At 69.6% G+C, this 25571-nt stretch carries 17 protein-coding genes; 3 read left to right on the top strand and 14 right to left on the bottom strand.

The features are described 5' to 3' along the window. Positions 1-7: 7 nt before the first annotated feature. The 13 genes from mxcL to HUA78_RS28785 all read right to left on the bottom strand — a co-directional run bounded on the left by mxcL (position 8) and on the right by HUA78_RS28785 (position 19139). Positions 8-1276 carry a myxochelin B biosynthesis transaminase MxcL gene (mxcL, locus tag HUA78_RS28845; RefSeq protein WP_141640657.1) on the bottom strand — a complete coding sequence of 423 codons (1269 nt, stop codon included), beginning with the start codon at positions 1274-1276 and terminating at the stop codon, positions 8-10. Continuing rightward, positions 1224-2486: a myxochelin export MFS transporter MxcK gene (gene mxcK / locus HUA78_RS28840; protein WP_174466870.1), complete on the bottom strand. Its 1263-nt coding sequence runs from the start codon at positions 2484-2486 to the stop codon at positions 1224-1226. Before mxcK ends, mxcL begins: the two co-directional genes overlap by 53 nt. A 40-nt stretch (positions 2487-2526) precedes the next feature. Then, on the bottom strand, positions 2527-3360 hold the full coding sequence (locus HUA78_RS28835; protein WP_174477612.1) for a TonB family protein: 834 nt from the start codon (positions 3358-3360) through the stop codon (positions 2527-2529). After that, on the bottom strand, positions 3347-3802 hold the full coding sequence (locus HUA78_RS28830) for a biopolymer transporter ExbD (protein WP_141646971.1): 456 nt from the start codon (positions 3800-3802) through the stop codon (positions 3347-3349). Before HUA78_RS28830 ends, HUA78_RS28835 begins: the two co-directional genes overlap by 14 nt. 2 nt (positions 3803-3804) lie before the next feature. Beyond that, positions 3805-4494, bottom strand: coding sequence for a MotA/TolQ/ExbB proton channel family protein (locus tag HUA78_RS28825; protein WP_141646970.1), 690 nt, complete (start codon positions 4492-4494; stop codon positions 3805-3807). Between the two features lie 131 nt (positions 4495-4625). Continuing rightward, the gene (locus HUA78_RS28820; protein ID WP_174455418.1) at positions 4626-5876 is read right to left on the bottom strand and encodes a hypothetical protein; all 1251 of its coding nucleotides are present in this window, start codon (positions 5874-5876) and stop codon (positions 4626-4628) included. A 43-nt stretch (positions 5877-5919) separates the two neighbouring features. Continuing rightward, positions 5920-8472: a TonB-dependent siderophore myxochelin receptor MxcH gene (mxcH, locus tag HUA78_RS28815; protein ID WP_254623948.1), complete on the bottom strand. Its 2553-nt coding sequence runs from the start codon at positions 8470-8472 to the stop codon at positions 5920-5922. Positions 8473-8586: 114 nt separating this feature from the next. Then, complete coding sequence (locus tag HUA78_RS28810) at positions 8587-9966, bottom strand: class II 3-deoxy-7-phosphoheptulonate synthase (protein WP_174455420.1); 1380 nt, start codon at positions 9964-9966, stop codon at positions 8587-8589. Next, a complete protein-coding gene (gene mxcG / locus HUA78_RS28805) occupies positions 9966-14333 on the bottom strand; it encodes a myxochelin non-ribosomal peptide synthetase MxcG (RefSeq protein WP_174477610.1) in 4368 nt (1455 codons plus the stop codon). The genes HUA78_RS28810 and mxcG overlap by 1 nt, the downstream gene beginning before the upstream one ends. Before the next feature lie 69 nt (positions 14334-14402). Continuing rightward, positions 14403-15329, bottom strand: a complete 927-nt coding sequence (locus tag HUA78_RS28800; RefSeq protein WP_174477609.1) for an isochorismatase family protein — start codon at positions 15327-15329, stop codon at positions 14403-14405. Between the two features lie 40 nt (positions 15330-15369). After that, entirely contained in the window at positions 15370-17001 is a 1632-nt protein-coding gene (locus tag HUA78_RS28795) for a (2,3-dihydroxybenzoyl)adenylate synthase (RefSeq protein WP_174477608.1), read from the bottom strand. Then, positions 16998-18230 carry an isochorismate synthase DhbC gene (gene dhbC, locus HUA78_RS28790; protein WP_141646963.1) on the bottom strand — a complete coding sequence of 411 codons (1233 nt, stop codon included), beginning with the start codon at positions 18228-18230 and terminating at the stop codon, positions 16998-17000. Before dhbC ends, HUA78_RS28795 begins: the two co-directional genes overlap by 4 nt. A 135-nt stretch (positions 18231-18365) precedes the next feature. Then, positions 18366-19139, bottom strand: a complete 774-nt coding sequence (locus HUA78_RS28785; protein WP_141646962.1) for a 2,3-dihydro-2,3-dihydroxybenzoate dehydrogenase — start codon at positions 19137-19139, stop codon at positions 18366-18368. 241 nt (positions 19140-19380) lie between these two features. Here HUA78_RS28785 and HUA78_RS28780 point away from each other — a divergent pair, with 241 nt between their 5' ends. Together HUA78_RS28780 and HUA78_RS28775 are read left to right on the top strand one after the other, a co-directional pair. Further along, a complete protein-coding gene (locus HUA78_RS28780) occupies positions 19381-20061 on the top strand; it encodes a Crp/Fnr family transcriptional regulator (RefSeq protein WP_174477607.1) in 681 nt (226 codons plus the stop codon). 159 nt (positions 20062-20220) lie between these two features. Continuing rightward, complete coding sequence (locus HUA78_RS28775) at positions 20221-21027, top strand: cyclic nucleotide-binding domain-containing protein (protein ID WP_371745681.1); 807 nt, start codon at positions 20221-20223, stop codon at positions 21025-21027. Here the strand turns inward: HUA78_RS28775 and HUA78_RS28770 are convergent, their stop codons facing one another. Continuing rightward, positions 21028-22224 carry an OmpP1/FadL family transporter gene (locus HUA78_RS28770; RefSeq protein ID WP_174468374.1) on the bottom strand — a complete coding sequence of 399 codons (1197 nt, stop codon included), beginning with the start codon at positions 22222-22224 and terminating at the stop codon, positions 21028-21030. Positions 22225-22455: 231 nt separating this feature from the next. Between HUA78_RS28770 and HUA78_RS28765 the strand changes: the two genes are divergently transcribed. Then, positions 22456-25571, top strand: a 3116-nt coding sequence (locus HUA78_RS28765; protein ID WP_174477605.1) for a non-ribosomal peptide synthetase, incomplete at its 3' end; no start/stop codon positions are given.

Genomic DNA, 25571 nt, shown 5'->3' with positions numbered 1-25571 from the left:
ACGAAGGCTACGCGGGCTTCGCGAGCGAGCGGAGCACTTCGCCCGCCATCTCCACCGTGTAGTCGATCTGCTCCTCGGTGTGCGCGGCCCCGGGGAAGTTCACGTCACGACGCAGCAGGATGCCCCGGCGCGCCATGCCGCCCTGGAAGGGCGTCATCAACTTCGCGTGCTCGACCATGTCGGTGGAGTAACGGAAGAAGGGAATCGCGTCGTAGCCGAGCACGCGCAGCGGGGAGCCCACCGCCTCCGCGTGGGCGTTGATGCCCTCGCGCAGCTTGCGGCCCAGCTTCGCCACGTGCTGGATGTGGTTGCCGTTCTTGTAGAACTTCAGGACGGCTTCCGTCACGGCCAGCGTCAGCAGCTCACCGCCGAAGGTGGTGGACACCTGGAGGTCGGCCAGCTTGCTCAGGTACTTCGCCGGGCCGGAGATGGCCGACAGCGGCATGCCCGCGGCGATGCCCTTGGACATGCACACGATGTCCGCCTGCACGCCGAAGAACTCCTGTGCGCCGCCCATCGCCAGACGGAAGCCGGTGACGACCTCGTCCATCACCAGCAGCACGCCGTGCGCCGTACAGGTCGCGCGCACCTGCTGCATGAACGCGGACGTGAGCACGCGGTTGTAGGGGATGGAGAGAATCACCGCCGCCAACTGGCTGGCCTGCTTCTCGATGGTGGACAGCAGCACCGCCTCGTCCGGAGGCGTGAAGAGGGGCAGGCGCGTCGTCAGGCCCGCGTGCGCGGCCGGCACGCCCGGTGTGTCGAACATGAAGTGGTCGTGCCACCCGTTGTAGCCGACAGTGATGATGCGCTCCTTGCCGGTGACGTAGCGAGACAGGCGCACCGCCGCGGACGTCGCATCCGCGCCCGTCTTGAAGAACCGCGCCTGCTCCGCTCCGGGGACCAGCTCCAGCAGCGCCTGGATGGAGGTGACCTCGACGGGCGTGGGCAGGGAGTGGAGGACACCTTCCTCCAGGTGCTTGCGGATGGTGTCCACCACCGCGGGGTGGTTGTGGCCCAGCATGTTGGCGCCGAGGCCGCTGATGAAGTCGATGTACTCCTGGCCGTCCACGTCCTCCACCAGCGCGCCCTGGCCCTTGGAGAGGAACACGGGGAAGGAGCCGGGAGCGAAGAACTCCGGCTTCTTCATCATCGACTGGGTGACGCCGGGGACCGTCTTGCGCGCCTCGGCGAGCAGCTGGTTCGAGCGCTCCAGCTTCAGCTCACCCAGGATGGGACGGGGGAGGGAAGGGTGCTTCCTGACGGGCATGTCCATGAGGCTTCCTTTTGCTTGATTCGAGTAACGTCCAGAGAAGGCACAGCGAGAGCGCCGTCACCGCCACGGCCATCCACCCCACCTGGCCGAAGCCGATGAGCGCTCCCTCTGGTGACGTCGCGATGAGCATCCCGCTCACCCAGGCGGACAGGCCGGAGGCGCCGTCGCTCGCGGCCATGTTCACCGCGAGGAACCGCCCGCGCAGCGACGGAGGCACCCGCGCCGTCACCAGCGCGATGGTGGGGATGGCTCGCGTGGACGTGAGGGCCATGAACAACACGAAGGCCCCCATGACGACGGGCAGCGGCGAGGGCGACAGGTGCGTGAACAGCAGGTGCGGGCCCACGGTGCCCACCAGGAGCAAGGCGAGCATGCGGCCTGGTCCGAGCCGGTCCGTGAAGCGTCCCACCAGCTTCGCCGCCACGAGTGTTCCCGCGCCGCCGCCCAGGTAGACCCAGGGCAGGTCTGTCTGCGACAGGCCGAGGTTTCCGACCATGTACGTGCCCAGGTAGGGGATGAGCAGGAAGCTGGCGAACGCCACGCTGAAGGTCAAAAGCCAGCCCAGCGCGAGCCCCGGCGCCGCCAGCGTCGACAGGGGATTGCGGCGGGTCTCCTCGGCGCTCCGGGACAGGTGCTGGTCCAGGCGGGGCAGGGCCTTCAAGAGCCCCAACCACAACACGCCCGCCAGCCCGCAGATGGCCCAGAACGGGGCGCGCCAGCCCAAGAGGTTCGCCAGGGCGAGACCGAGCGGAACGCCCGCGACGGCGGAGAGGCCGATGGTAGACATCACCGTGCCGATGGCGCGACCCCGTCGCTCGGGGGGAACGACGTCCGCGATGATGGCCATGATGACCGCGCCCATCAGCCCCGCGCACGCTCCCGCCAGCGAGCGTGCGACCAACATCGACACGTAGCCGGTGGCCGCGCCGCAGGCCATCGTGGAGAGGATGAAGCCCGCGAAGATGGCCAGCAGCGTGCGCTTGCGGTCGAACCGATCCAACCAGAACAGGCCCAGCACACCCATGGCCGCGGAGGCCAGGGTGTACGAGGAGACCATCGCCCCGAACTGCGCCGTCGTGATGCCGAAGCGCCGGATGAACTCCGGCCCCAGCGGCATGATGATCATGAAGTCCAGGAGGTGGCTGAACTGGACCCCGGCGAGCAGCAGGGTCAGCACTCTCTCCTGTCGAGGCGGAGATGCGGGGTTCACGAGGGGACTCCAGGTGTCACGCGCGGCGGGGGCCGCGAGGCTAGGGGCGGACGAATCGCACCCGAATCGGTGGCGAGGTCGCCGCGTAGGGCTGGCCCTCGCGGTCCAGCGCGGTGTCGAAGCGCGCCTTGCGTGCACAGGCCAGGGCCGCCTGGCCGAAGCCATGTCCCGGGTCTGACAGCAGCTCCGTCGACGTCACCTCGCCGTCGGCGTCCACGGCGACGCGCAGCACGACGAGCTGGTCATCGATGCGCAGCGCATCCGCTTCCTTCGGCCAGGGGCAGCTCCAGCTTCGCGCCGCGAGCTGGATGGAGCGGGCCCGGCTGCCTCCGGTGCCCTGGCCCTGCGTCTCTCCGCTCGGCACGGTGTTGACCGCCGTCGCCGAGCGACCCGTGGACGCCGTCACGCCTCCCGCGTAGCGAGGCGCGTTGCCGCTGGTCATCTCGAAGTCCGTGAAGTCGAGCGGGGCCGCCGGCTCCTTCGCGGCGATGACGGCGCCGGCCTGCGCGGGCTCCGCGGGCGTGGGACGTGACGACTCGCGAGGCGCGGGGCTGGGCGTCTTCACGCGCGGCGGTGGCGGGTCCGCCCTCGCGACGCGCTGAGGCGCGGGCGGCGGGGGCTCGGGAGGCAGCGGGGGCGGCTTCAGGTCCACCACGTGGTCGATTTGAAGCGTCTGCTTCTTCTGGGTGACCCTGGGCGCCAGGGATTCACCCTTGCGCCAGGCCTGCCAGGCGACGACGCCGGCGATGCCGTGCAGGGACGCGGTGGCCACCATGGCCCAGACGAGCCCGTGTCGCCGCCGCGCGGGCGGCGGGCCCAGGATGATGCTCGCGATGCTCGCGTCGGGGCGCGCGGTGGGGTCAGGGGATGACACGCCCGTCCTCCGTCGCAGGGGTCTCGGGCGTCGCCGGCTCGGCGGGGCGCACGGTGCCGAAGGCCACCTTCGTGAGCCCGGCTTCCTTGAGCTGATCCAACACCGCGATGACCTGCCGGTGCGGCACGGCGCCATCCGCCTGGATGACCGCGCGCAGCTCCGGGTCCTTCACCAGGGCATGCCGCGCGCTGTCTCGCAGCGCGGCCTCGGTGATTCCCTCGCCGTTCACCAGGAGCTGGCCCGTGGCGGTGATGGAGACGGCGAACACCGTCTGCACGTCCTCGCTCTGTGAGGCCTTGGGGAGATCCAGGGGCACGGCGGGGCTGTCCACCAGCCGGGCGGTCACCATGAAGATGATGAGCAGCACCAGCATGATGTCCACGAGCGGCGTGACGTTGATGCCCTCAATCAGGCCGCCTCGGGGCTGCGTTCCGCCCGCCATGGTCAGGCGCCTCCGGTGGAGGAGCGCGCCGCCGCCCGCTCACGGGCGGAGACGTAGGCCAGCACCAGGTTGGTGAGGGCCTCGGCGTCCGAGAGGATGCTCGCGATGCGCCGCTGGAAGTAGTTGTAGGCGGCCACGGCGGGCAGGGCCACGCCGATGCCCACGGCCGTGGCGACCAGCGCCTCGGCGATGCTGCCCATCACCGCGTTGGAGGCGACCTGGCTCGTCTTGCCCACCACCGCGCCCGCGGTCGTCTCGCTCAGCGCCTCGAAGGCGAGCAGCACGCCGATGACGGTGCCGAACAGCCCGATGAAGGGCGCGTTGTTGCCCAGCGTGCCCAGGAAGGCCAGCCGGTTCTCCAGCGTGGAGCGCTCAATCGCGAGCGCGCTCTGCATGCCCTTCTCCGCCGCCGTCATGCCCTGCGGCGCCAGCCGGAGCCCGGCGCGGGCCACCGTGGCGCCCACGGACGTGCGCTTCTCCAGCTTGGAGATGGCCGAGGGGAAGTCGCCGCTCGCCAGCGTCTCCTCCAGCGTGCCGGACAGCTCGCGCACCAGGTCCTGCTTGGTGCGGAACACAATCCACCGCTCGATGATGATGCCAATGCTCACCAGCGACAGGGCGAACAGCAGCCAGAGCACCCAGTTGGCACCCCACTGCACGAAGACATCCTTGACGATTTCCACGATGTGCATGGTCGCTCTCTCAGGCGTCGTCGTGATGACCGCTCGTCATCGCCGCGTCGTTGTCTACGGGTTGCCTTGAAGCAGGACTCCACGGCGCCGGATGCGACCTCCGCACCCGGCGCCATGGGATGAAAAAGTGACTAGCGCAGCTGCAGGAAGGAGAAGACCAGGCCCTGCGTGCTGAAGGCGACCGCGCCGTTCTGGCTGGTCAGGTCGCGGAAGTTCGTCGTGGAGGTGCTGGTGAACTCCGTGAAGAGCGTGCGGCTGTCCGTCACGTCGTACAGGAACGTGCTGCCCGTGGAGACGGGGAGGGTGGTGACCTCCGTCGCGGTGAAGGTGCTGAGGTTGAGCTGCCAGAACTTCCAGGCGACGGCGCTGGCCACGGGGCGGGGGTGCACGCCCGGAACCACGGTGTAGGTGGTCTCGTCCAGGACGCGCAGGTACGCGGTGCCGTTGGGGCCGCGCAGCAGGGAGCCCGTGGCGTTGCCGTTGGTCAGGTCGGCCAGGTTGCGGAAGAACGCGCGGTCATAGGTCTGCGTTGTCGCGTTGAAGCGCAGCAGGCAGGGCACCGGCGTGGTCTCCGGGCCCGCCGTGCGGTACACGGCCGCGCCGTACGCCTCGGTGGCCAGGTACACCAGGCCGTCTGGACCGACGACGCCGTCGCGCACGTAGCCGCAGCGGTCATCCGTCACGATGGTCGCCGTGTCGGCCACCGTGTCCACCACGACGACGCCGGCCTGCTTGGTGATGCCGATGCCCGCGCTCGGGCGCCAGCCGATGGGGATGATGATCTTGTTGCCGACGCGCACCGGCATCGTCGCGAAGGTGCTCAGCGCGCCCTCGATGGTCAGCCCGGTCAGGGTGATGGCGCTGGTGACCGTCATCGCGGTGGGGTTCCAGACGATGACCTTCCCCGAGCGACCGTCGATGTAATACGCCTTCGTCTCCGAGACGTACTGGAACTGGTGCTGGTACTCGCCGATGGAGCTGACGCCGCTTCCCTGGAAGCTGACCTCCGCGTCACGGCCCTGCGCGTCCTTGTCCTTCTCCAGCTTGCCTTCCGCGGTGAGCTTGTAGCGGGTGACGACGGCGCCCTCGCTGCTGCTCACGTACAGCAGGCCATTCTTCGCGATGCCAGAGCCCAGGGCGCGGCCCGGAACCTCGATGGCGTTTTCCAGGGCGAGCGGCGTGGTGACGTCGACCTTGTCGGTCAGGACGATGTAGCTCTGCGACTCACCGTCGACGCTCACCTGGGTGATGGCGGCATAGACGGGACCGGTGTTGGGGGTCGGCTCCGGATCCTTGTCGTCGTCATTGCAGCCCGCGACCAGCGACAGCGCGAGCGCCGCGGCGGTGATGCGTGACAGGGGGAAGAACGAGCGAATCTTCATGGGGGGCAAAGCCTTTCGGAGAGGATGACTGCGTGTTGGTGACTCAGAGCTCCGCGACCACCTTGGCGGAGACGCTGCGGCCGGGACGCTGAACGCCCATGAAGTCCATGGCGGTGGCGTCGGTCAGGTTCTGCACGTCGACCGTCCAACTGAAGGTCGCGCGCGCGGTCCGGGTGACATAGGTGAGGGCCAGCGAGTGCAGGAGCTGCGCGTCGATGTCCTGCTTCGAATCCTGGGTGCCCAGCTTCTCCCAGCCCCGGTAGAACGAGTGGATGTACCGGGTGTGCCAGGTCAGCGACAGCTCGTCGCGTGACGAGGCCAGGCCGCTCAACTGGAAGCGGGCGCTGCCGTTGGCCAGCAGGTGCGGACGGTTGGGCAGCCGCTGCCCCTCGAAGATGCCGAAGGCCCCCTCGCTGGAGACATTGCGGACGTCCTGCCAGGTGACGTTGCCGTCCAGCGAGAAGTACTGCTCCGGAGACGTCCACCCGGCCGCGCCGGTGCCGCCCAGGGCGCGGGCCGCGAAGACGTTCTGGTACGTGAAGTAGCCTTCGCGCCCCTGGGGAATGATGAGCTGGTCCGCCAGTCGCGCGAAGCCCATCACGCCGCCCCGGAACGAGCCGTGCCGCGTCTCGCGCGTGTCGAGCGCCAGCTCCAGGTTGAGGTTGTGGCTCGTCTCCGGATCCAGCTCCAGGTTCGCGTCGATGAGGATGCCATCGCCGAACAGCTCGTCGGGCCGGGGCAGGCGCGTGGCCCACTCGTAGGAAGCCTTGGCGATGAACAGGGACGACAGCCGGTAGCGGAGCGAGTCACCGACGCCGAAGGTGAAGGTGTCCCGGTCCACGGGCATGAAGCTGTTGTCGGGGTTCAGCCGGTCCGCGCGGGCCAGCTGCACGTAGCTCTTCACGAAGGCGATGTTCTCCAGCCGCTCGTCGAAGGCATCCAGTTCGTGCTCCAGCCCGGTCACCTGGGTGTAGAGGCCGCGGCGAGCGCTGAGCGGGTCCACCAGTCCGGTGTTCCGGAGGGCGCGGTCCTCACCGGTCCGCTTCACCCAGGTCGGCGACACCGCGAGCCGCAGCATCTGGTTGGGGGTGAAGCTCCAGCCCAGGTTGATGCGCGCGAAGCCGGTGTGCTGCCCCACATGACGGTCGACGGCGCGGCTCTCCATCTCGCCGGCCTGCGGGAGCTCGGCGACGCACCGGCCGAACCAGTCGTAGGCGCAGCGGCCCTGATCGCTCAGCCGCGCCTGTCGGAAGACATAGCCGCCGACGGCATCGGCGATGAGGCCGCCGTCATAGGTGTGCTCGAAGCGGAGCGTGGCGCCGCCGGACTGGTTGCCCGAGTCGACCTCGCCGTAGGGCACCTTCATCGTCGTGTCGTGCTGGATCTCCTGGGTGGACGCTGAGGCGAAGCCACGCAGGATGAGGCGCCGCGCCCAGGGCTTGTCCAGGAAGCCGACCTCGACGCCGCCGCCTCCCGCGCGGAAGGCATCATTGAAGCGCGGCAGCCGCGCGTCGCTGAGCTTCCCCGAGCTGTCCTCCACCCGGACGTCGACGCGGTAGTCATTGGGGCTGGAGTCGAAGAAGCCGCTGGCTCGGACGAACAGGCCGGAAGCGCTGGCCACGTGCTGCGCGCTCGCGGCGACGCGGTGGGTCTCGAACGAGCCAATCTCGTAGGACGCGGAGGCACCGCTGCCCTGGAGGTTCTCGGTGGTGACGATCTGTACGGCGCCCCCCAGCGCGTCCGCGCCGAAGCGCACCGGCACCACGCCCTGGTACACCTCCATGCGCTGCACCAGGTTGACGGGGACGTTCGCGAAGTCCGGGCCGTAGCCCGCGAGCTCCAGCGGCACGCCGTCGATGAAGAAGCGGACCTGGTCATCCGCGAGCCCCGCCAGGGAGAAGCGGGCCCGGCTGCCCAGGCCTCCCGCGCGGCGCACGCCGACCCCTTCGCTGCGCGCCAGCGCCTGGCCCATGTCCACGGCCTCGCGCTGGAGGTTCTCCGTCTCGATGACCTTCACCGCCTCGGCGGAGCGACGCCGGCGGTTGGCCACGGACTCACCCTCGACGGTGACGTCGATGGCCTCCTGGCTCACGTCGACCGGCGCCGCGGTGACCCCGGGCGTTTCGGGCTGAGCGGGCGGCTGGGCCACGGCCTCCGGTGCGGGCGTCGGAGCCGGAGCGGGCGTCTCGACCACGGGAGCGGGGGCGGGCTCCACGGGGAGGCGGAACTCGTAGCTGTAGGCGATGCGCGAGGCGACGGCGATGCCCTCACGCCGGGCCGGCTCGAAGCGGAAGCTCAGCGCGGCCTGTCGCGCCGCCTCGTCGAACCCGTGTCCCTGGGGCTCGAGGACCTCCGCCTCCGTGACGACGCCCTGGTCATCCAGCGTCAGCTTCAACCGCACCGTGGCTTCCAGCCGGGCCTGCTCCGCCTCGGCCGGGTAGGCAGCCTCCACGAACGTCACCAGCTTCGGCGCCACCACGGCCGGCACCGGCGCCGGGGCTTGCGCCGCCGCCGGCACCTGGGCCTCACCGGCCACCTGGGCTCGCGCCGGAAGGGCGAACGCGAGCCACACCATCACCGCCACGCTCCAACGCATCCGGCCAACGACCTCTCGTCCGCGCCCAGTGGGGATTATGAAAATGGTTCTCATTTTCATTTGCAAGGCCGTGTATTCCTGTAGACCCAGTGCTGTCAAGGGTTGATGGGTGACTTAGGCTGCCCTGGCGTGGGGGGTCTTCAGGGCCTGAAGCTTTTCCGCGACCATGAAGGAGAGCTGGAGTGCCTGGTCCGCGTTCAGGCGGGGGTCGCAGTGCGTGTGGTAGCGGCTGTGGAGGTCGTCCTCCGTCACGGCCAGCGGGCCTCCCAGGCACTCGGTGACGTTCTGCCCGGTCATCTCCAGATGGATGCCGCCCGGGTGGACGCCCTCGGAGGAGGCGACCTCCAGGAAGGACTTCACCTCGGAGAGGATGCGGTCGAAGGAGCGCGTCTTGTAGCCGTTGCTGGCCTTGTGGGTGTTGCCGTGCATCGGGTCGATGGACCAGATGACGGGGCGGCCGTCGCGGCGGGTGGCGGCCATCAGGCGCGGGAGGCAGTCAGCGACCTTGTCGGAGCCGAAGCGGCCGATGAGCGTGAGGCGTCCTGGAATGGCCTCCGGGTTGAGTGCGTCCATCAGGCGCAGGAGGTCGTCGGGGTCCATGGTGGGCCCGCACTTGACGCCGATGGGGTTACGGATGCCGCGCATGAACTCCACGTGGCCGCCGTCGAGCTGGCGGGTGCGCTCGCCAATCCACAGCATGTGGGCGGAGGCGTCGAACCAGTGGCCGGAGCCGGGCTCCATGCGCGTCATCGACTCCTCGAAGTTGAGGAGCAGGGCCTCGTGGCTGGTGAAGAGGTCCACGGGCGTGGGCGTGGGCGCGGCCGTGTACTCCGGGGACGGCGCCAGCGCGCTCATGAAGCAGAGGGACTCGAAGATGGAGTCCGCGAGCTTGCGGTACTGGTCCCCCTGCGGTGAGCCGGAGACGCCGTCGAGCGTCCAGCGGTGCAGGTTGCACAGGTCCGCGTAGCCGCTCTGCGAGTAGGCGCGCAGCAGGTTCAGCGTGGCGGAGGACTGGTGGTAGGCCTTGAGCAGCCGCTTGGGGTCGGGGATTCGCTCGGCGGCCTCGAAGTCCATGCCGTTGATGATGTCGCCCCGGTACGCGGGGAGGGTGACACCGTCGAGCGTCTCCACGGGGCTGGAGCGCGGCTTGGCGAACTGGCCGGCGATTCTTCCGACCTTCACCACGGGGCGTCCGCCCGCGAAGGTGAGCACCACGGCCATCTGGAGGATGAGCCGGAAGGTGTCGCGGATGTTGTCAGTGGTGAATTCCTTGAAGCTCTCCGCGCAGTCTCCGCCTTGCAGCAGGATGGCCTTGCCCTGCGCCACCTGCGCGAGCGAGGCGGTGAGCCGCCGCGTCTCCGAGGGGTGGACCAGCGGAGGGAGTCGGGACAGCTCTTCCTCCACTCGGTGGAGGGCGCGCATGTCCGGATAGTCATCCGGGATGTACTTCACGGGCTTCTCCCGCCAGGTGCGGGGATTCCAGGTTCGGTTCATCACGAGGGGGCCGTTTCCTTGGGGGAGCCAGGCGTCGCGGGCAGCAGGCCGCGCGTGACGCACCAGGCGAGGTATCGGAAGAAGAGGTCGCGATCCGCCTGGGGGCAGGTGATGCCGGTGCCCTCCAGGGCTTCATGCAACCGCTGACAGCGGATGGGGCCCAGGCCGAACGCGGGCGCCGAGTCACCGGAGCGCAGGTCGAAGAAGGCCAGGGTGGTGGTGTTGTCCGCGGTGCCGGCGCGCTCGGCGACGCGGGCGCGCCAGGCGGGGATGGGGAGCAGGTCCACGGGGTAGCCGTACTCGCCCACCCAGCGGAACAGGTCCGGCAGTCGCACGTCGGGCACGGGCGTCACGTTGAACACCGTGCCGGGCGTGGCGACGCGGGAGAGCTTGACGATGGCGCGCGCCACGTAGTCCACGGGGGTCCAGGTCTCTCCCACGTCGAGCAGCGGGAGCGAGCCGGAGGGGATGCCCGCGAGCAGGATGCGCCAGACCAGGTCTTGAGGATTGACGATGGCGGTGTCCGTCGCGCCGACGACGCGGCCCAGCCGGTAGACGGCGACGGGCAGGCCGCGCTCGGAGGCGTGCTGCACCAGCCGCTCCGCGACCCACTTGCTCTGCTGATAGCCGTCACGCAGTCCGGGGTGGGCCTGCACGAAGTCCTCGGGCACCTCCGGGCTCACGTTCGCCTGGGGCGCCACGGCCAGCGTGGACACGTAGTGGAAGGGCTTGAGGCGCACGGCGGCGGCCAGTCGCAAGAGCTCGCGCGTGCCCTTGACGTTGACGGCCTGGACGCTGCCGTACTCGCGCACGACACTCACGACGGCGGCGTTGTGCAGGATGACGTCACACTCCGCGGCCAGCCCGTGGAAGCGCGCGCTGTCCAGTCCGAGCATCGGCTGGGTGAGGTCCGACGGCAGCGCGAGCACCCGCTCGGCGAGGCCCGACGTCGGAAGCTGTTGGGACGTGAGCGCGGCGCGGATGCGCTCCATCGCCTGGGCCTCGTCGCTGGCGCGGACCAGGCAGACCACGCGGGCGCGCGTCTGGCGCAGGAGCTGGTCCAGCAGGTGGGCGCCGACGAAGCCCGTGGCGCCCGTGAGCAGCACCTGTCGGGGTTCCGGGAAGCGCGTCTCGAAGCTGCCGCCCACGCCCTGGGACGCGGTGGTGTTCGGCCGGGGGACGATGTCCTCGGACAGCTCCGAGTCGGCGAGCATCGTGGTGCTCGGGCCGCTTGCTTCGGAGCCGGTGGCCTCACCGTGCTCCAGCGCCTGGGCCAGCGCGGCGGCCGTCGGGTAGCGGAATACCGTGGCGACGGGGACCTCCCGGCCCAGGGCGATGCCCAGGCGGTTGGCCACCTGGATGCTCTGGAGGGACTGGCCCCCTCGGTCGAAGAAGTCGTCCTGCGCGGTGAGGCCCGTGGCGCCGAGGACCTCCTCCCAGATGCCGAGCACCACGCGCTCCAGCTCCGTGGTGGCCTGCGCCACGGTGGAGGAGGCGTCGGTGGTGGTGGCCTTGCGCAGCTCGGCGCGGTCGATCTTCCCCGTGCTGGTGCGAGGCAGGCGCTCGGCGAACACGATGGCGCCCGGCACCATGGGCGCGGGCAGGTTCGCGAGCAGGTGCTTGCGCAGGTCGGCGGCGGAAGGCACGGGGGCCTCCGCGACGATGTGCGCGCAGAGCCGGCGGGCGCCGCCCGGGAGCACCTGTCCGACCACCGCGGCCTCACGCACGCCGGGGTGGCCCAGGAGCACCGTCTCCACCTCGGCCGGGTCGATTCGGTGTCCGCTGATCTTCAGCTCGTCGTCCACGCGACCGACGAACACGAGCTGTCCGTCCTCCCGCAGCCGGGCCTTGTCGCCGGTGCGGTAGGCGCGGGGCTGGCCGGGCAGCGCGGCCAGGGAGATGAAGCGAGCCTTGTCCAGCTCCGGCCGGCCGAGATAGCCCCGCGCGAGCGCGCCGCCCATGAGGCACAGCTCGCCCTCCGAGCCCCGAGCGACGAGTCGTCCTTGCGCATCCACGAGCACCGCGCGGACGCCGGGAAGCGGCAGGCCGATGGGGACCTCGTCACGCTCGGACTCCGGACCACCGGCGTCCGCGAGCGACGCCACCGTCGCCACCACCGTGGCCTCCGTGGGGCCGTAGGTGTTGAGCAGCTGTACGCTCGGACCGACGGTGGCCCGCCAGCGGGCGACGCGCTCTGGCAGGGCCGCCTCGCCCCCGATGATGACGGTGCGCAGGGAGGATGGCAGCCGCGCCGCGCCCGTGGACACCGCGTAGGCCAGCTCGTGCCAGAACGCGGTGGGCAGGTCGAGGATGGTGATGCCGTGGACCGCGCAGGACTCGAGCAGGCGGGGCACGGACTGGAGCATCTCGTCGGTGCGCAGCACCAGCCGCGCGCCCGAGGTCAGCGCCAGGAAGACCTCCTCCACGCTCGCGTCGAAGTGCAGCGGCGCGAACTGGAGGATGCGGTCCTCGCGGGTGACGGCGTAGCGGTGCGTGGCGCCCGCGACGAAGTGTGCCAGCGCCTGGTGAGGAATCTGCACGCCGTTGGGCTGGCCCGTCGAACCGGAGGTGTAGATGACGTACGCGAGCCGCTCAGCCTCGGCGCGAGGGGTGACCGTCTGCGCGGCGACGTCGCGCTTCAGGACGGTCAGGTGCCCGGCCGCGCGGGGGCTCGCGTCCGTGGCGGAGACGGTCTCCGACGGGAGGACCATCAGCGAGGGCGCGGCGTCGTCGAGGATGGCGGCCGAGCGGGAGGCGGGGCCGGTGGGGTCGAGCGGGAGGTAGCCCGCGCCGGAGCGCAGGATGCCCAGCGACGCGACGATGGCGTCGATTCCGCGTGGCACCTTCACCGCCACGGGCGTGTCGGACTGGACGCCTTCGGCGACGAGGCGCTCCGCGAGCGACCCGGCGACCCGCCACAGCTCGCCGTACGTCAGGCGGTGCTCGCCATGCTCCACGGCGATGACGTCCGGCTGCTCACGGGACTGGCATTCGATGAGCTCCAGCACCGGGTGGGCGGGCGCGGGGAGCGGGCCTCCATCCAGGACCGACGCGTCGCCACCGGTCGACAGGACCTGCTCGCGAACGGCCTGCTCGGGCGCGCCGAGCCACGTGTCCAGGTGCCGGAGGAATTCCTGCTGATGGGAGTCCACGGCGCGCGCGTCGTAGCAGACCGGGTTCGCGTCGAAGTCGACGCGCAGGCCACCGCCGTCCGAGCGGGCATAAATCCCGATGGAGAGGTCCTCGACGGGCCCTGCGGAGATGTTGTGCGCGATGCCGGGCAGGCCCGCGAAGCGCACGCCGTAGTCGAACGGCATGATGTTGACCACGGGGCCGAACAGCTTGCGCTGCCCACCGACGCGGCGCAGATCGCGTCGAAGCTGCTCGTAGCGGTAGCGCAGATGGGGCCTGGACGCGCGCATCTCCGCGGCGACATGCCGGGCCAGTGAGGCCAGGGTGGCACCGGGGGAGACGGGCACTCGCAGCGGCACGATGTTCATGGCCATGCACGGCACGCGCAGCGCCGCCGAGCCCAGCCGCGTCATCACCGGAAGGCCAAGCACGACCTCCGGTGCGTCGGTGCGCAGGTGAATCCAGGCCGCCGTCGCCGCGAGCACCAGGTCCGGCCACGTCAGTCCGAGCTGCTTCGCCACGGCCTGCATCCGCTCCACATCGGTGCCCGCGAGCATCCGGGTGGAGCGAACGAACGACGCGGACATGGGGGCCGGCGGCGCCAGCGTCACCGGCAGCGGAGCGTCCGCGAGGCGGCCGACCCAGAAGTCACGGTCCTTCTGGAACTGGGGACCGGCGCGATAGGCCGCGTCCTCGTCCAGCACGGGGCGCAGGGGACCGAAGCCCGCGGGCGCGGCCTTGCCCGTCACGCGAGACGTGTAGAGGTCCGCCACGCGCCGGGTGAGCAGCGAGAACCCATACCCATCCATGGCGATGTGGTGCACGCGCTGGAACCAGAAGTACCGCTCCGGCCCCGCCTTGAAGAGCACCTGGGCGAAGAGCGGCCCTCGGGTGAGGTCCACCGTGCGCGTCAGGTCTTCCTTCATCCACGCCTGGGCGGCGGCCCACGGGTCCACTTCGGTGGACACGTCCACGTGCTGGAGCGCCCACTCCACGCGGGGGCTGACCAGCTGGGAGGAGCCTTCCTGGGTGGACTCGAAGCGCGCGTGGAGGGCCTCCGCCTCGTCGACCGTCTGACGGACGGCGGCCTCGAAGTGCTCGGGGACGATGGCGCCACGAAGCTCGATGCACTCCCCGGCGTTGTAGATCGGGCTCGCGAGGTCGAGCTGTTGACCGACCCAGATTCCGTGCTGGGCCGCGGTGAGCGGCCAGCGTGCGTCGTGTGATTCGGTCATCGCAGGTCCTTCGAGAGGGGGCATCGGCATGGAGCGAGGTGGGGGGAGCCTCGCTTCCGTGGGCGGCGCTTAACGGTGGAGGGCCACCTGGACGCTGCTCGCGTCAGGAGGCGGAAGGGGCATGGCGCGCAGGAGCACGTACCACTCGGTGAGCGTGGGCTGCTCCGCCAGCTCCACGAAGGTGACCTCCGCGCCCGCGCTCCGCCACCGCTCCACCAGGCTCATCAGCCGGATGGAGTCCAGGCCCTGCTCGAGCAGGTTCGCATCCTCGTTCACCTCCATCACCGACTGCTGCAACAGCTCCGCGACATCCGCGCGCACCTGGTGCTGGCTCAGTCCGGGAGCGCCCTTGACGGCGGGCAGGCCCAGCGAGTCGATGACCTGCTGCGTGGTGGTGGTGACGGCGCAGAGCTGCGACGCGTAGCTCAGCGCGAGCTGGTGGTGCGCCAGGGAGAAGTCGCCCAGCGCATCCGCCACCAGGAAGGGCTGGATGTTGCTCATGAAGCCATCGCTGGCCGTCTGGAGGCAGCCGATGTGCGCGTAGATGCCGCAGATGATGAGCTGGTCCTTGCCGCGCGCGCGCATCATCTCCAGCAGGTCCGTGCGACGAAACGCGCTGTAGGTCCACTTGGTGAGCTGGAGGTCACCTTCGCCCGGCGTGAGCGCGTCGATGATCTGCTTCTGGAGCGGACCGCCATTGATGCCGCCGCCCCAGAAGTCGAGCAGCAGGCCGCGCTGCTCCGGCGTCTGGCCGCCCGGCTGCGCGGAGTAGACGACGGGGATTCCCAGCGAGAGGCAGTGCGCGCGAAGCCGCTGGATGTTGGGCACCAGCTCCGTCACGGGGGACTGGCCGGGGGTGAATGCCTCCACGAAGTAGCGCTGCATGTCGTGGATGAGCATCACGGTCCGCTTGCTGTCGGGCGTCCACGCGACCTTGTTCTTCGGCAGGTCGGCGGCACCGGGCATCGGATAGGGGGTGATGGCTGGGAGCGCCATGAGGGGTCCTTTTCTGGAAGGAAGGAGAAGGGAGGGGGTGTCAGCGGGGAGCGGTGGGGCGGCTCAGCGTCTCGCGGAGCGCCTTCTTGCTGACCTTGCCGACGCCCGTCTTGGGGAACGTCTCGACGAACTCGACCCGGTCCGGAATCTTGAAGGCCGCCAGCCCCCGCTCCCGCAGGAACGCGGTCAGCGACGTGGCGGCGGGAGGCGTGCCCCGGGGGATGACGAACGCGCAGGTGCGCTCGCCCAGGAAGGCATCCGGCATGGAGACGACGGCCGCGTCGTGAACCTCCGGGTGGGCCAGGAGGTGGTTCTCCACTTCCTCCGCCGCGACCTTGTCGCCGCCCCGGTTGATCTGATCCTTCGCGCGGCCCTCCACCACGAGGTACCCGTCCGCGGTCATCCGCACCAGGTCTCCGGTGCAGTAGAAACCGTCGGACGTGAAGGCGCGAGCGTTGTGCGCCTCCGCCTTGTAGTAGCCGCGAATGGTGTACGGCCCTCGCGTGAGCAACTGGCCCGTCTCACCCGTCGCCACGTCCTGGCCGTCCTCGTCGACGATGCGAATCTCGTCGTCCACGCTGATGGGGCGGCCCTGCGTGTTGACGATGAGTTCCTCGGAGTCGTCCAGGCGCGTGTAGTTGACCAGTCCCTCGGCCATGCCGAAGACCTGCTGCACCGTGCAGCCCAGCGCGGGCTTCACGCGCGCGGCGGCCTCGGCGCTGAACTTCGCGCCGCCTACCTGGAGCACGCGCAGGCTGGACAGGTCATGCCTGCGCGCCTTGGCCGCGTCCAGCCACACCATGGCCAGCGGAGGCACCAGCGCGGTGATGGTGACCTTCTCCTTCTCGATGAGCGGGAAGGCCACGTCGGGGCTCGGGTGCAGGGCCAGCACCGAGGTGCCTCCCGCGTAGAACGTGCCGAACACGCCCGGCGAGCTCATGGGGAAGTTGTGCGCGGCGGGCAGCGCGCAGAGGTACACGCTCGACGCGTCCAACTGGCAGATCTCCGCGCTGGCCCGCAGGCTGTACAGGTAGTCGTCGTGCGTGCGGGGAATCAGCTTGGGCACGCCCGTGCTGCCGCCGGAGAGCTGGAAGAAGGCGACGTCGTCGGGACGCGGCTCCGTCAGCTCCACGGGCGAGTCGGCATACAGGCTCTCCAACGACGTGAAGGGCCCCGCGTCTCCCACGACGATGACGTGCCGGAGCGACGGCGTCTTCGCCTGCACGCTGGTGGCGAGGTTGCGGTAGTCGAAGCCGCCGTGCCGGTCGGCGATGACGTAGGCGACCGCCTCGGTGAACTCGCAGAAGTAGCCGATCTCCGAAGCGCGGTGCGCGGGCAGTGCGAAGACGGGCAGGGCCCCCAGTCGGAAGAGGGCGAAGCACACCTCGTGGAACGCGCCGATGTTGGGCAACTGCACCACCACGCGGTCCTGGGGCTGGATGCCCAGGCCCTTGAGGCCCGCGGCGAGCCGGTCCACGCGCGCGTCCAGTTCGCGGTACGTCCAGCGCTCCTTGCCGGACACCAGCGCGGTGCGCTCGCCATGACGCTCGGCGCGCTCGCGCAGCATCCGTCCGAAGGTCTCACCCTTCCAGTAGCCCGCGCTGCGGTAGCGCTCGGCGTAATCCTGGGGCCACGTGGGGCAGCCGGGCAGCCGGGAGTCGCCCTGGCTCACGGCTTCACCTCGACGCCCTGACCCAGGCCCATGGCGACCAGCATCGTCCGGAACTTCGCCTCGGTCTCCGCCAGCTCCGACTCCGGCTTGGAGCCCGCGACGATGCCCGCGCCCGCGAACAGCCGCAGCGAGTTCTCGTCCGCCTCCGCGCAGCGGATGGTCACCGCCCACTGGCCGTCACCATTCACGTCGCACCAACCCACGGTGCCCGTGTAGTAGCCGCGGTCAAATGGCTCGATGTGGCCGATGGTCGCGTGCGCCAGCTCCGTCGGGTAGCCACAGACGGCCGGGGTGGGGTGGAGCGCGACGGCGAGCGTCAGCGACGTAATGGACGGGTCCGCCAGCTCTCCCACGATGCGGCTGGACAGGTGCCACATCGTCTGGGTGCTGACGAGCGACGGCTTCGCGGGCACATCCAGCGTCTTGCAGAACGGCCGCATGGCCTCCGCCACCGCGTCGATGACCACCGCGTGCTCGTGCAAATCCTTGGGGGACTGGAGCAGGGCCGCCGCGCGAGCCTGGTCCTCCACCGGGTCCGGGCTGCGCGGAATCGAGCCCGCCAGCGGGTTGGCCAGCACCTGCATTCCCGAGCGGGACACCAAGAGCTCCGGGCTCGCGCCAATCAGCGTGCGCCGGCCCTCGCCGGGCATCAGCCCCGGGCGCGTGGGCAGGTCCGCCGCGAAGGTGTAACCGGACGGGTTGCGCCGGGCCAGGTTGTGCAAGAGCCGCTGCAGGTCGATGGGCGTCGTGGAGCTCAGGTGCAGCGAGCGCGACAGCACGACTTTGCGCAACGGGCCGCTCTCCATCAGCTTCAGCGCCTGCGCCACGCCGTCCAGATAGGCGGCCGGCTCCGGCACGGGCTGCACGGTGTAGCGCGTGGGCACGCCCTGGTGCGGCATCGCCACGTCGTCGAATACGAGAGGCCCCGCGCGCTGGATGGTCATCGGCACCACGAGCTGCGCCGGGACGCGCCCGTCGAAGGGCACCGCGCCCACCGCCACCGGGATGTCGTGGTCCGCCTGCCGCGCCTCGCTGAGCACCGCCGCCACGCGCTCGGGCAGCCGCGCGAGCGAGCTCGTCCCGCCCACGTGCGGCACCGTGGCGAAGGTGCCCTGCGCCAGCAACGTGCGGCGGGGTGAGGCGAAGAAGAATGAGGAGCCCGCTTCGTAGCTCTCGAGCAACTGCGCGGCCAGCTTCTGGGTTGCCACTGCGCGTTCGGTCGTCTTCACAGCCAACCTCCTGTTCCGAAGGCCACGCCCTCGTCGCGGGCGCGGCCCTGGAGCAAACCTGTCGTTTCAATCCTGAAACAAAGAATCCATCTCAACTTCGAGCCACCCGGGCGCCGGGTGGAGGAGGGCACGGGATCAGACGCCCAGCGTGGCGCCGCCGTCGACACAGAGGTCGTGCATGGTGATGTGTCGCGCGCGGTCCGACGCGAGGAACTGCACCGCCTCCGCGATGTCCCGGGGCGTGGCGATGCGCCGCAGGGGAATGCCCACGCGGAACGTCTCCGAGGCTCCGGCGATGACGGCGTCGGCGCCGTGCTCGTCCTTCCACATGCCCCGCTGCATGGCCGTGTCGGTGGAGCCCGGAGACACCACGTTGCAGCGGATGCCGTACTGAGCCAGCTCCAGGCCCAGGCACTTGGTGAACATGGTGGACGCGGCCTTGGATGCGGCATACGCGGCCATCTGCATCCGGGGTGTCCCCGCGGCATTGGAGCCGACGGTGACGATGACCCCCGCGCGGCGAGGCACCATGCGCCGGGCCACCGCGCGCGAGACATGGAACACCCCGTTCGTGTTCACCCCGAACGTCGTGGCCCAGTCCTCGTCGCTGAGCGACACCACCGGATTCATCCGCAGCACCCCCGCGACGTTGACGAGCGTGTGGATGGGCCCCAGCTCCTTCTCGATGCGCTCCACGACGGTCTCCACCGCGGAGGCGTCACTCACGCTCACGGGCCAGGCCGTGGCCCGCTGGCCTTTGCCGCGCAGCTCCGCCACCAGCGACAGCAGGCCCTCCGCGTTCGTGTCGAGCGCGGCGATGGTCGCTTCACCGGCCAACACCCGCGCGACCTCGGCGCCAATGCCTTGCGCGGCACCCGTCACCAGTGCCACTCGCGGTGTGTCTCCCATCGGGGCCTTCTCCTGCCGGTACCCGAGGGGTCCGAGGTAAAAGTGGGATAATGAGAATGGTTCTCATTATCGTTATTGGGCGACTAAGTGCCATGTGCGCCGCGCGGTGTCAAGAGTGCTGAGACTCCGGGGCGAATGCGTTGACGCGTTTCCACCCGGGCGGGGGTGATGCAATGTGGGGTGTGAGTGGGTTCTGATTCGCGTGGGCGCGAGAGCGTCTGGGTGAGCCATGGGGGATGCCATGTCACACGCTGCGCTGCTGTCCGAAGTCTCGCTCTTCGCTGGACTGGAGGACGAAGCCCTGGAGAGTCTTTCCTCGCTGCTGCGTCCACGGCGTTTCGCGCGAGGCGAGGTTGTCTTCCATCAGGGAGACGTGGGGACGTCGCTGTTCATCATCCGGCGCGGTGAGATTGACATCCGGCTGAGCTCGCCCGACGGCAAGGAAGTCATTCTCTCGTTGCTGGGGCGGGGGGACTTCTTCGGGGAGCTGGCGTTGCTGGATGGAGAGCCCCGGTCCACGGATGCCGTCGCGCGCGAGGAGTCGGAGTTGCTGACCCTCCAGAGGGAGGACTTCCGCCGGTTCCTGGAGACCCGTCCGGGTATCTCGCTGGGCTTGCTGGCGACCTTGAGCCAGATGGTCAGGCATGTCACCCAGCTGGTTCATGACACCCATTTCCTGGATGCGCGGGAGCGGCTGGTTCGGGTGTTGCTGGACCTGGGGAGGGAGCAGGGTGTTCACGGGCCCGGAGGTGTGGTCATCCCTTGCAACCTCACGCAGACAGACCTGGCGAACCTCTGCGGGTTGACCCGGGAGAGCACCAACAAGTGGCTGCGCTTCTATGTGCGCGAGGGATTGCTGTCCTACGAGGGGGGAGTCATCACCCTGGTCCATCCCGAGCGCCTGGGCAGGGAAACCCCTTAGCACCGCTGGGCATTCGGGATGTGAAGCCGTTCACTGCGGCATATTTCAAAGGCGTCTAGGTTTGTCATGCGGCTCCACCGTGGAGGCAGCATGGCGCGTCTGGCTTCCCCAGGTCCCTGTTCGACTCAGACTCCCGAGCCTGGGGAATCGTCCCCTCGCGTGGGCGCCACGATTCCCGCGCCCGAGGCGTCGCCGGTGGGGCCCGCTCCACTCCCGGTGTGGACGCGATTCCTCCCCGCGGGCCGCGTGGTGGTTCGCGAGGGAGACCCGGGTTCGTCGATGTTCGTCATCCTGGAAGGCAAGGTGGGCGTGTACCGGGAGGCCGGGAGGCGCGAGGCCCGCCTGGTGACGCAGCTTTCGGGCGGCGGCTTCTTCGGAGAGCTGGCGATGATGGCGAAGTGTCCCCGGACCGCGAGCGTCGTCACGCTGGAGCGGACGGTGCTGCGGGAGCTGTCTCACACGGGCCTGTCGCTGACGGGCTCGCGCTACGGACTGGACGCTCCGGTGGTCGCCATGCGGTGTCGCGAGAGGCTGCTCGCGGATGCCTTGTGCGGCAGTCCCGTGTTGAGCGAGTTGTCGCCGGAGCTGTGGGCTCAGCTGGGCAGCGCGCTCGTCCCCTGCGCGGTGGAGGCCGGGGCGCAACTGCTCACCTACGGCCAGCCAGGTGAGGCGCTCTACATCCTGCTGCGCGGCCGCTGCGGCGTCTTCCACACGCACGCGGATGGGCACACGACGGCGTATCCCGACATGGTGGAGGGAGACCTCTTCGGCGAGGTCTCCCTGCTGCGAGGGCACCGGGCCACGGCGACGGTGAAGGCCCTGACGCCCTGCACGCTGCTGCGGTTGGACCGGGATGTGTTCCGCAAGCACTTCTGGGGGCAGGCGGAGATGCGACGCGCGCTCGTGCGGCTGGGACTGGCGCGCATGCACCGGACGATGGATGTCATCGCCAATCCCGGGGGCTGATTACAGGGCGTAGCCGAGCGTCACGCCGAGCACGTGCGCGGAGCCGGAGTAGGTTCCGTCAATGCCCGGCGCGGTGCTCTCCGTGTCCGCGAGGAAGACGAACTGGTAGCCCACGTCGGCGCGCAGGCCGGCCGTGGTGGTGTAGCCCGCGCCGATGGCGACCTTGTAGCGGTCCGCGTCCGGAAGGTCCGGCGTCAGCGTGTCCGAGGGGCTCGGCGACAGGTCGGCGACCAGTCCCGCGCGCGCCTGGAGCTGGGGCGTGACGGCGTACTCGGCGCCCAGGTGGTACTTTATTTTCGTCGACCAGCTCTTGGCCAAGGGGTTGTTGAGCTGCGGCGTGTCGGGGAAGGTGATGGCCAGCTCCTCGAAGCTGGACCAGTAGGTGACCTGGGCGTCCAGGGCCATGGTCAGCCGCTCCATCGGATAGAAGGCCAGGCCGATGGCGAGCGTGGCGGGGAAGGTGACGTCCGCGCTCACGCGCTGGTCCGACATGCGCTGCTGGAACTCCACGGGGATGTTCTGGAAGTCCGCCTTCCCCTCGAACGTGACGGCGACCGAGCTGCGGTAGTGCACGCCCAGCGTCAGCTCCCCGGGGAGCAGCTCCGCCTGGAGCCCCGCGTTGAAGCCCACGCCCCAGGCGCCGCCGCCCAGGTGGATGGAGCCCTCGCTCTCCAGGAAGTTCAGCGCCCGGCGGATCTCCACCGTGGAGCGCACGACGTCCACGCCCGCGCCCACGCGGACGGACTCGTGGAGCTGATACGCGACGGTGGGGTTGATGTAATACGCGGCGAGGTTCGACTCCTGCCCGCGGAAGCGCCCCACGAAGTCCTCTTCCCAGTGGCTGCGCGCGCCATAGGGCGTGTACGCACCCACGCCGAACGCGAGCTTTTCAAAGGGCCGAAACACCGCGAAGACATGCGGCGGTGGTGACAGCGTCAGCTTCTGTCCCTGTGTGGTGCCCCCCGTCGGCGTGAACTTCAGGCTCGGGAGGATTCCGGTGTCGCCCACGGTGATGTCCAACGTCTTCACGCCCAGGATGTTGGCCGCGTTGGAATAGATCGCGGACGAGTCCTCCAGCCACGCCGTGGCCGCGTTGCCCAGGCCCGTGGCGCGAGCGCTCTGCGTGTCGATCTGAAACCCCGCGGCGTGGCTGACACCAGCGGCGAGGAGCGTCATGAGTGAGAGCGTTGTCTTCATGGTCGGTTTGAAACGAGCACTATAGGACAGTCTGCTTTGGCGCAGTGCGCTGGTCATCCAGGCTTGAAGCAATTTTACGGATGCCCTGCCCTGAACGATGCATCCCCGGGTCAGTCGTACACCACGCGCCCAAGTGTGAACCCGTCATCCTTGGTAGGGGGCTGCGTGCATTTGCACAGGTTTTCTCAGTAAGACTTGTTTTACCTGGACTCCCCTCCCAGGCCCCTCGCCATGACCCAGCCACGCTCCCAGGACCTCCTCGTAGAGCGCAGCGTCACCCGTGCGGTGGAACCCCGCACCGACACGGAGCGCGCGGTCGCGCATATCTGGAGTGAGGTGTTGAACATCCCGCAGGTGGGCGCGCTCGACAGTTTCTTCGAACTCGGTGGCCACTCCCTGCTTGCGACACAGGTGCTCTCGCGCATCCGGACGTCGTTGCGGGTGGAGCTGTCGCTTCAGGAGATGTTCGACCTGGTGACTGTATCGGCGCTGGCGGGACGTATCGATGCGCTGGTGGCGTTGCAGCCCGGAGAGGTGCTGGAGCCACTGCATCCCTCGCGTGAGGCGCGGCCGTCATCGCTGGTTCCGTGCGAGCGTCAGGCGGAGTTGTCGTTCGCGCAGCAGCGGCTGTGGTTCCTGGACCAGTACGCACCGGGCAGCCCGCTCTACAACCTGCCAGCGGCGTTGCGGCTGGAGGGGACGCTCGACGTGGCGGCGCTGGAACGGGCGTTCACGGAGCTGGTGTGTCGACATCAGTCGCTGCGCACGGTGTTTCCCGCGAGGGATGGGCGGCCGCTCCAGGTGGTGGCTCACGCGGGCAACGCGCCCATGGCCCTGGAAGTGGAGGACCTGCGCTACCTGCCGGAGTCGGAGCGTGAAGCCATCGGCTTGCGCACCGTGCGCGAGGAAGCTCGGCGGCCGTTCGACCTGGTCCGGGGTCCGCTTTTGCGCGCGCGGGTGTTGCGACTGACGGAGCGCGAGCATGTGGTCGTCGTCACGATGCACCACATCATCTCGGATGCGTGGTCCATCTCCGTGCTCATCCGGGAAGTGGTCGCGCTCTACGAGGCCTTCAGCGCGGGCCGGCCCTCGCCGCTGCCGGAGCTGCCCCTCCAGTACGCGGACCATGCGGTGCGGCAGCGCGAGCGGCTGCGAGGGGAGGCGCTGGAGCGACAGCTCTCGTGGTGGAGGCAGCGCCTGGAGGGCGCCCCGCCCGCGCTGGAGCTTCCGGCGGACCACCCTCGCATCGCCGGGGCCTCCAACCCGGGCGCGGTGCTCAAGGTGGAGCTGCCGGTGGGGCTGGTCCGCATGCTGCGTGGCTTCTGTCGTCAGGAGGGCGCCACGCTGTTCATGGGGCTCCTCGCGGGGCTTCAGGCGCTGCTGTCGCGGTACTCGGGGCAGGACGATATCTGCGTGGGGGCCCCTGTCGCGGGACGCACCTCTCCGGAAACGGAAGGACTCATCGGCTTCTTCGTGAACACGCTGGTGCTGCGCACCAAGCTGGACGGAGACCCGACGTTCCGTGAGCTGATGTCTCGCGTGCGTGAGACGACGCTGGGGGCGTACTCGCACCAGGACGTGCCCTTCGAGAAGCTGGTGGAGGCGCTCCAGCCGGAGCGCCAGCCCAAGCGCTCGCCGTTCTTCGAGGTGGCGCTGGTCCTGGTCAATACCCCCATGGCCGCGCTGGAGAGTCCGGGGCTGCGCTTTCGTCCGCTGGATGTGGACAGCGGCACCTCGAAGTTCGACTTCACGCTGACGCTGAGCGAGTCGCCCACGGGGCTGTCGGGGATGCTGGAGTACCGCACCGACCTCTACGAGCCCGCGACCGCGGAGCGCCTGGTGGCGCATCTGGAGCGCTTGCTGGAGCGAGCGGTGGTGGCGCCTCACCTGCGCCTGTCCGAGCTGTCCCTCGTGACGGAGCTGGACCGACACCTCGTGCTGGAGACGTGGAACGCGACGACCGTCGAATCACGCATCGAGGTCTGCGCGCACGAGTTGGTGGAGGCGCAGGCGGGGAGGACGCCGGAGGCGGTGGCGGTGGTGTTCGAAGGGGAGGAGCTGACGTACGCGCAGTTGGAGAAGCGAGCGAATCAGCTGGCGTGGCACCTGGGCGGTGCGGGAGTGGGTGCGGGGGACAGGGTGGGGCTGTGCATGGAGCGCTCGCTGGAGCAGTTGGTGGGGGTGCTGGGGATATTGAAGGCGGGGGCGGCGTACGTGCCGCTGGACACGAAGTACCCGGCGGAGCGGCTGGGGTACATGGTGGAGGATGCGAAGGTGGTGCGGGTGCTGACGCGGGCGAGTCAGCGCGCGGTGCTGCCGGAGCGGGCGCGAGAGTTGGCGCTGTGCGTGGACGAGGAGGCGGGGGAGATAGGGAGGCGTCCGGACATGGCGCCCCCGAGGGCGGTGCCACCTGGAGGCACCTGCTACGTGGTGTACACGTCGGGGAGCACGGGGAAGCCGAAGGGGGTGGCGCTGTCGCACGCGGCGCTGTGCAACCTCTTGCTGTGGCAGCGAGCGCAATCGGTGAAAGCGGAGGCGACGACGTTGCAGTTCGCGTCGCTGAGCTTCGACGTGTCCTTCCAGGAAATCTTCTCGACGTGGAGCGCGGGAGGAGCGCTGGTGGTGCCGCCGGCGGCGCTGAGGCAGGACGTGCCGGCGCTGCTGGACTTCATGGTGAGTCACCAGGTGGAGCGGTTGTTTCTGCCCTTCGTCGCGCTGCAGGCGCTGGCGGACGCGGTGGCGCACGGGGCGAGTGTGCCCACGTCATTGAGGGAAGTGGTGACGGCGGGAGAGCAGTTGCAGGTGACGCCGGCGGTGGTGGCCTTCTTCGAGAAGTTGCCAGGGTGCGTGCTGGAGAATCAGTACGGCCCGTCGGAGACGCACGTGGTGAGTGCGCACCGGTTGAAGGGGCCGCCGGGGAGCTGGCCGAGGCTGCCGCCGATTGGAGTGCCGCTGCCGGACACGAAGCTGCTGGTGTTGGACGGGCAGGGGAGGCTGTGTCCGATTGGAGTGGCCGGAGAGCTGTACATCGGCGGGGCGCAGCTGGCGCAGGGGTACCACGAGAGGGCGGAGCTGACGGCGAAGCGCTTCGTGCCGGATGGGTACGCGAGGGAGGCGGGGGCGAGGCTGTACCGGACGGGAGACAGGGCGAGGTGGAGAGGGGATGGGGTGGTGGAGTTCCTGGGCCGGTTGGACGAGCAGGTGAAGGTGAGGGGCTTCCGGGTGGAGTTGGGGGAGGTGGAGGCGGCGCTGAGGGAATTGGCGGGAGTGAGGGACGCGGCGGCGGGGGTGCACGAGGACGCGCCGGGGGACAAGAGGCTGGTGGGGTACGTGGTGCTGGGGGAGGG

It is taken from the genome of Myxococcus sp. CA033, from assembly GCF_013336625.1.
Lineage (GTDB): Bacteria > Myxococcota > Myxococcia > Myxococcales > Myxococcaceae > Myxococcus > Myxococcus llanfairpwllgwyngyllgogerychwyrndrobwllllantysiliogogogochensis.
This window is presented reverse-complemented; position numbering and strand designations above follow the sequence as displayed.

Coding starts and splice junctions, on each gene's coding strand:
- mxcL (WP_141640657.1), bottom strand. CDS start 1,276: ATGGACATGCCCGTCAGGAAGCACCCTTCCCTCCCCCGTCCCATCCTG.
- HUA78_RS28830 (WP_141646971.1), bottom strand. CDS start 3,802: ATGGCGGGCGGAACGCAGCCCCGAGGCGGCCTGATTGAGGGCATCAAC.
- HUA78_RS28825 (WP_141646970.1), bottom strand. CDS start 4,494: ATGCACATCGTGGAAATCGTCAAGGATGTCTTCGTGCAGTGGGGTGCC.
- HUA78_RS28820 (WP_174455418.1), bottom strand. CDS start 5,876: ATGAAGATTCGCTCGTTCTTCCCCCTGTCACGCATCACCGCCGCGGCG.
- mxcH (WP_254623948.1), bottom strand. CDS start 8,472: ATGCGTTGGAGCGTGGCGGTGATGGTGTGGCTCGCGTTCGCCCTTCCG.
- HUA78_RS28810 (WP_174455420.1), bottom strand. CDS start 9,966: ATGAACCGAACCTGGAATCCCCGCACCTGGCGGGAGAAGCCCGTGAAG.
- mxcG (WP_174477610.1), bottom strand. CDS start 14,333: ATGACCGAATCACACGACGCACGCTGGCCGCTCACCGCGGCCCAGCAC.
- HUA78_RS28800 (WP_174477609.1), bottom strand. CDS start 15,329: ATGGCGCTCCCAGCCATCACCCCCTATCCGATGCCCGGTGCCGCCGAC.
- HUA78_RS28785 (WP_141646962.1), bottom strand. CDS start 19,139: ATGGGAGACACACCGCGAGTGGCACTGGTGACGGGTGCCGCGCAAGGC.
- HUA78_RS28780 (WP_174477607.1), top strand. CDS start 19,381: ATGTCACACGCTGCGCTGCTGTCCGAAGTCTCGCTCTTCGCTGGACTG.
- HUA78_RS28770 (WP_174468374.1), bottom strand. CDS start 22,224: ATGAAGACAACGCTCTCACTCATGACGCTCCTCGCCGCTGGTGTCAGC.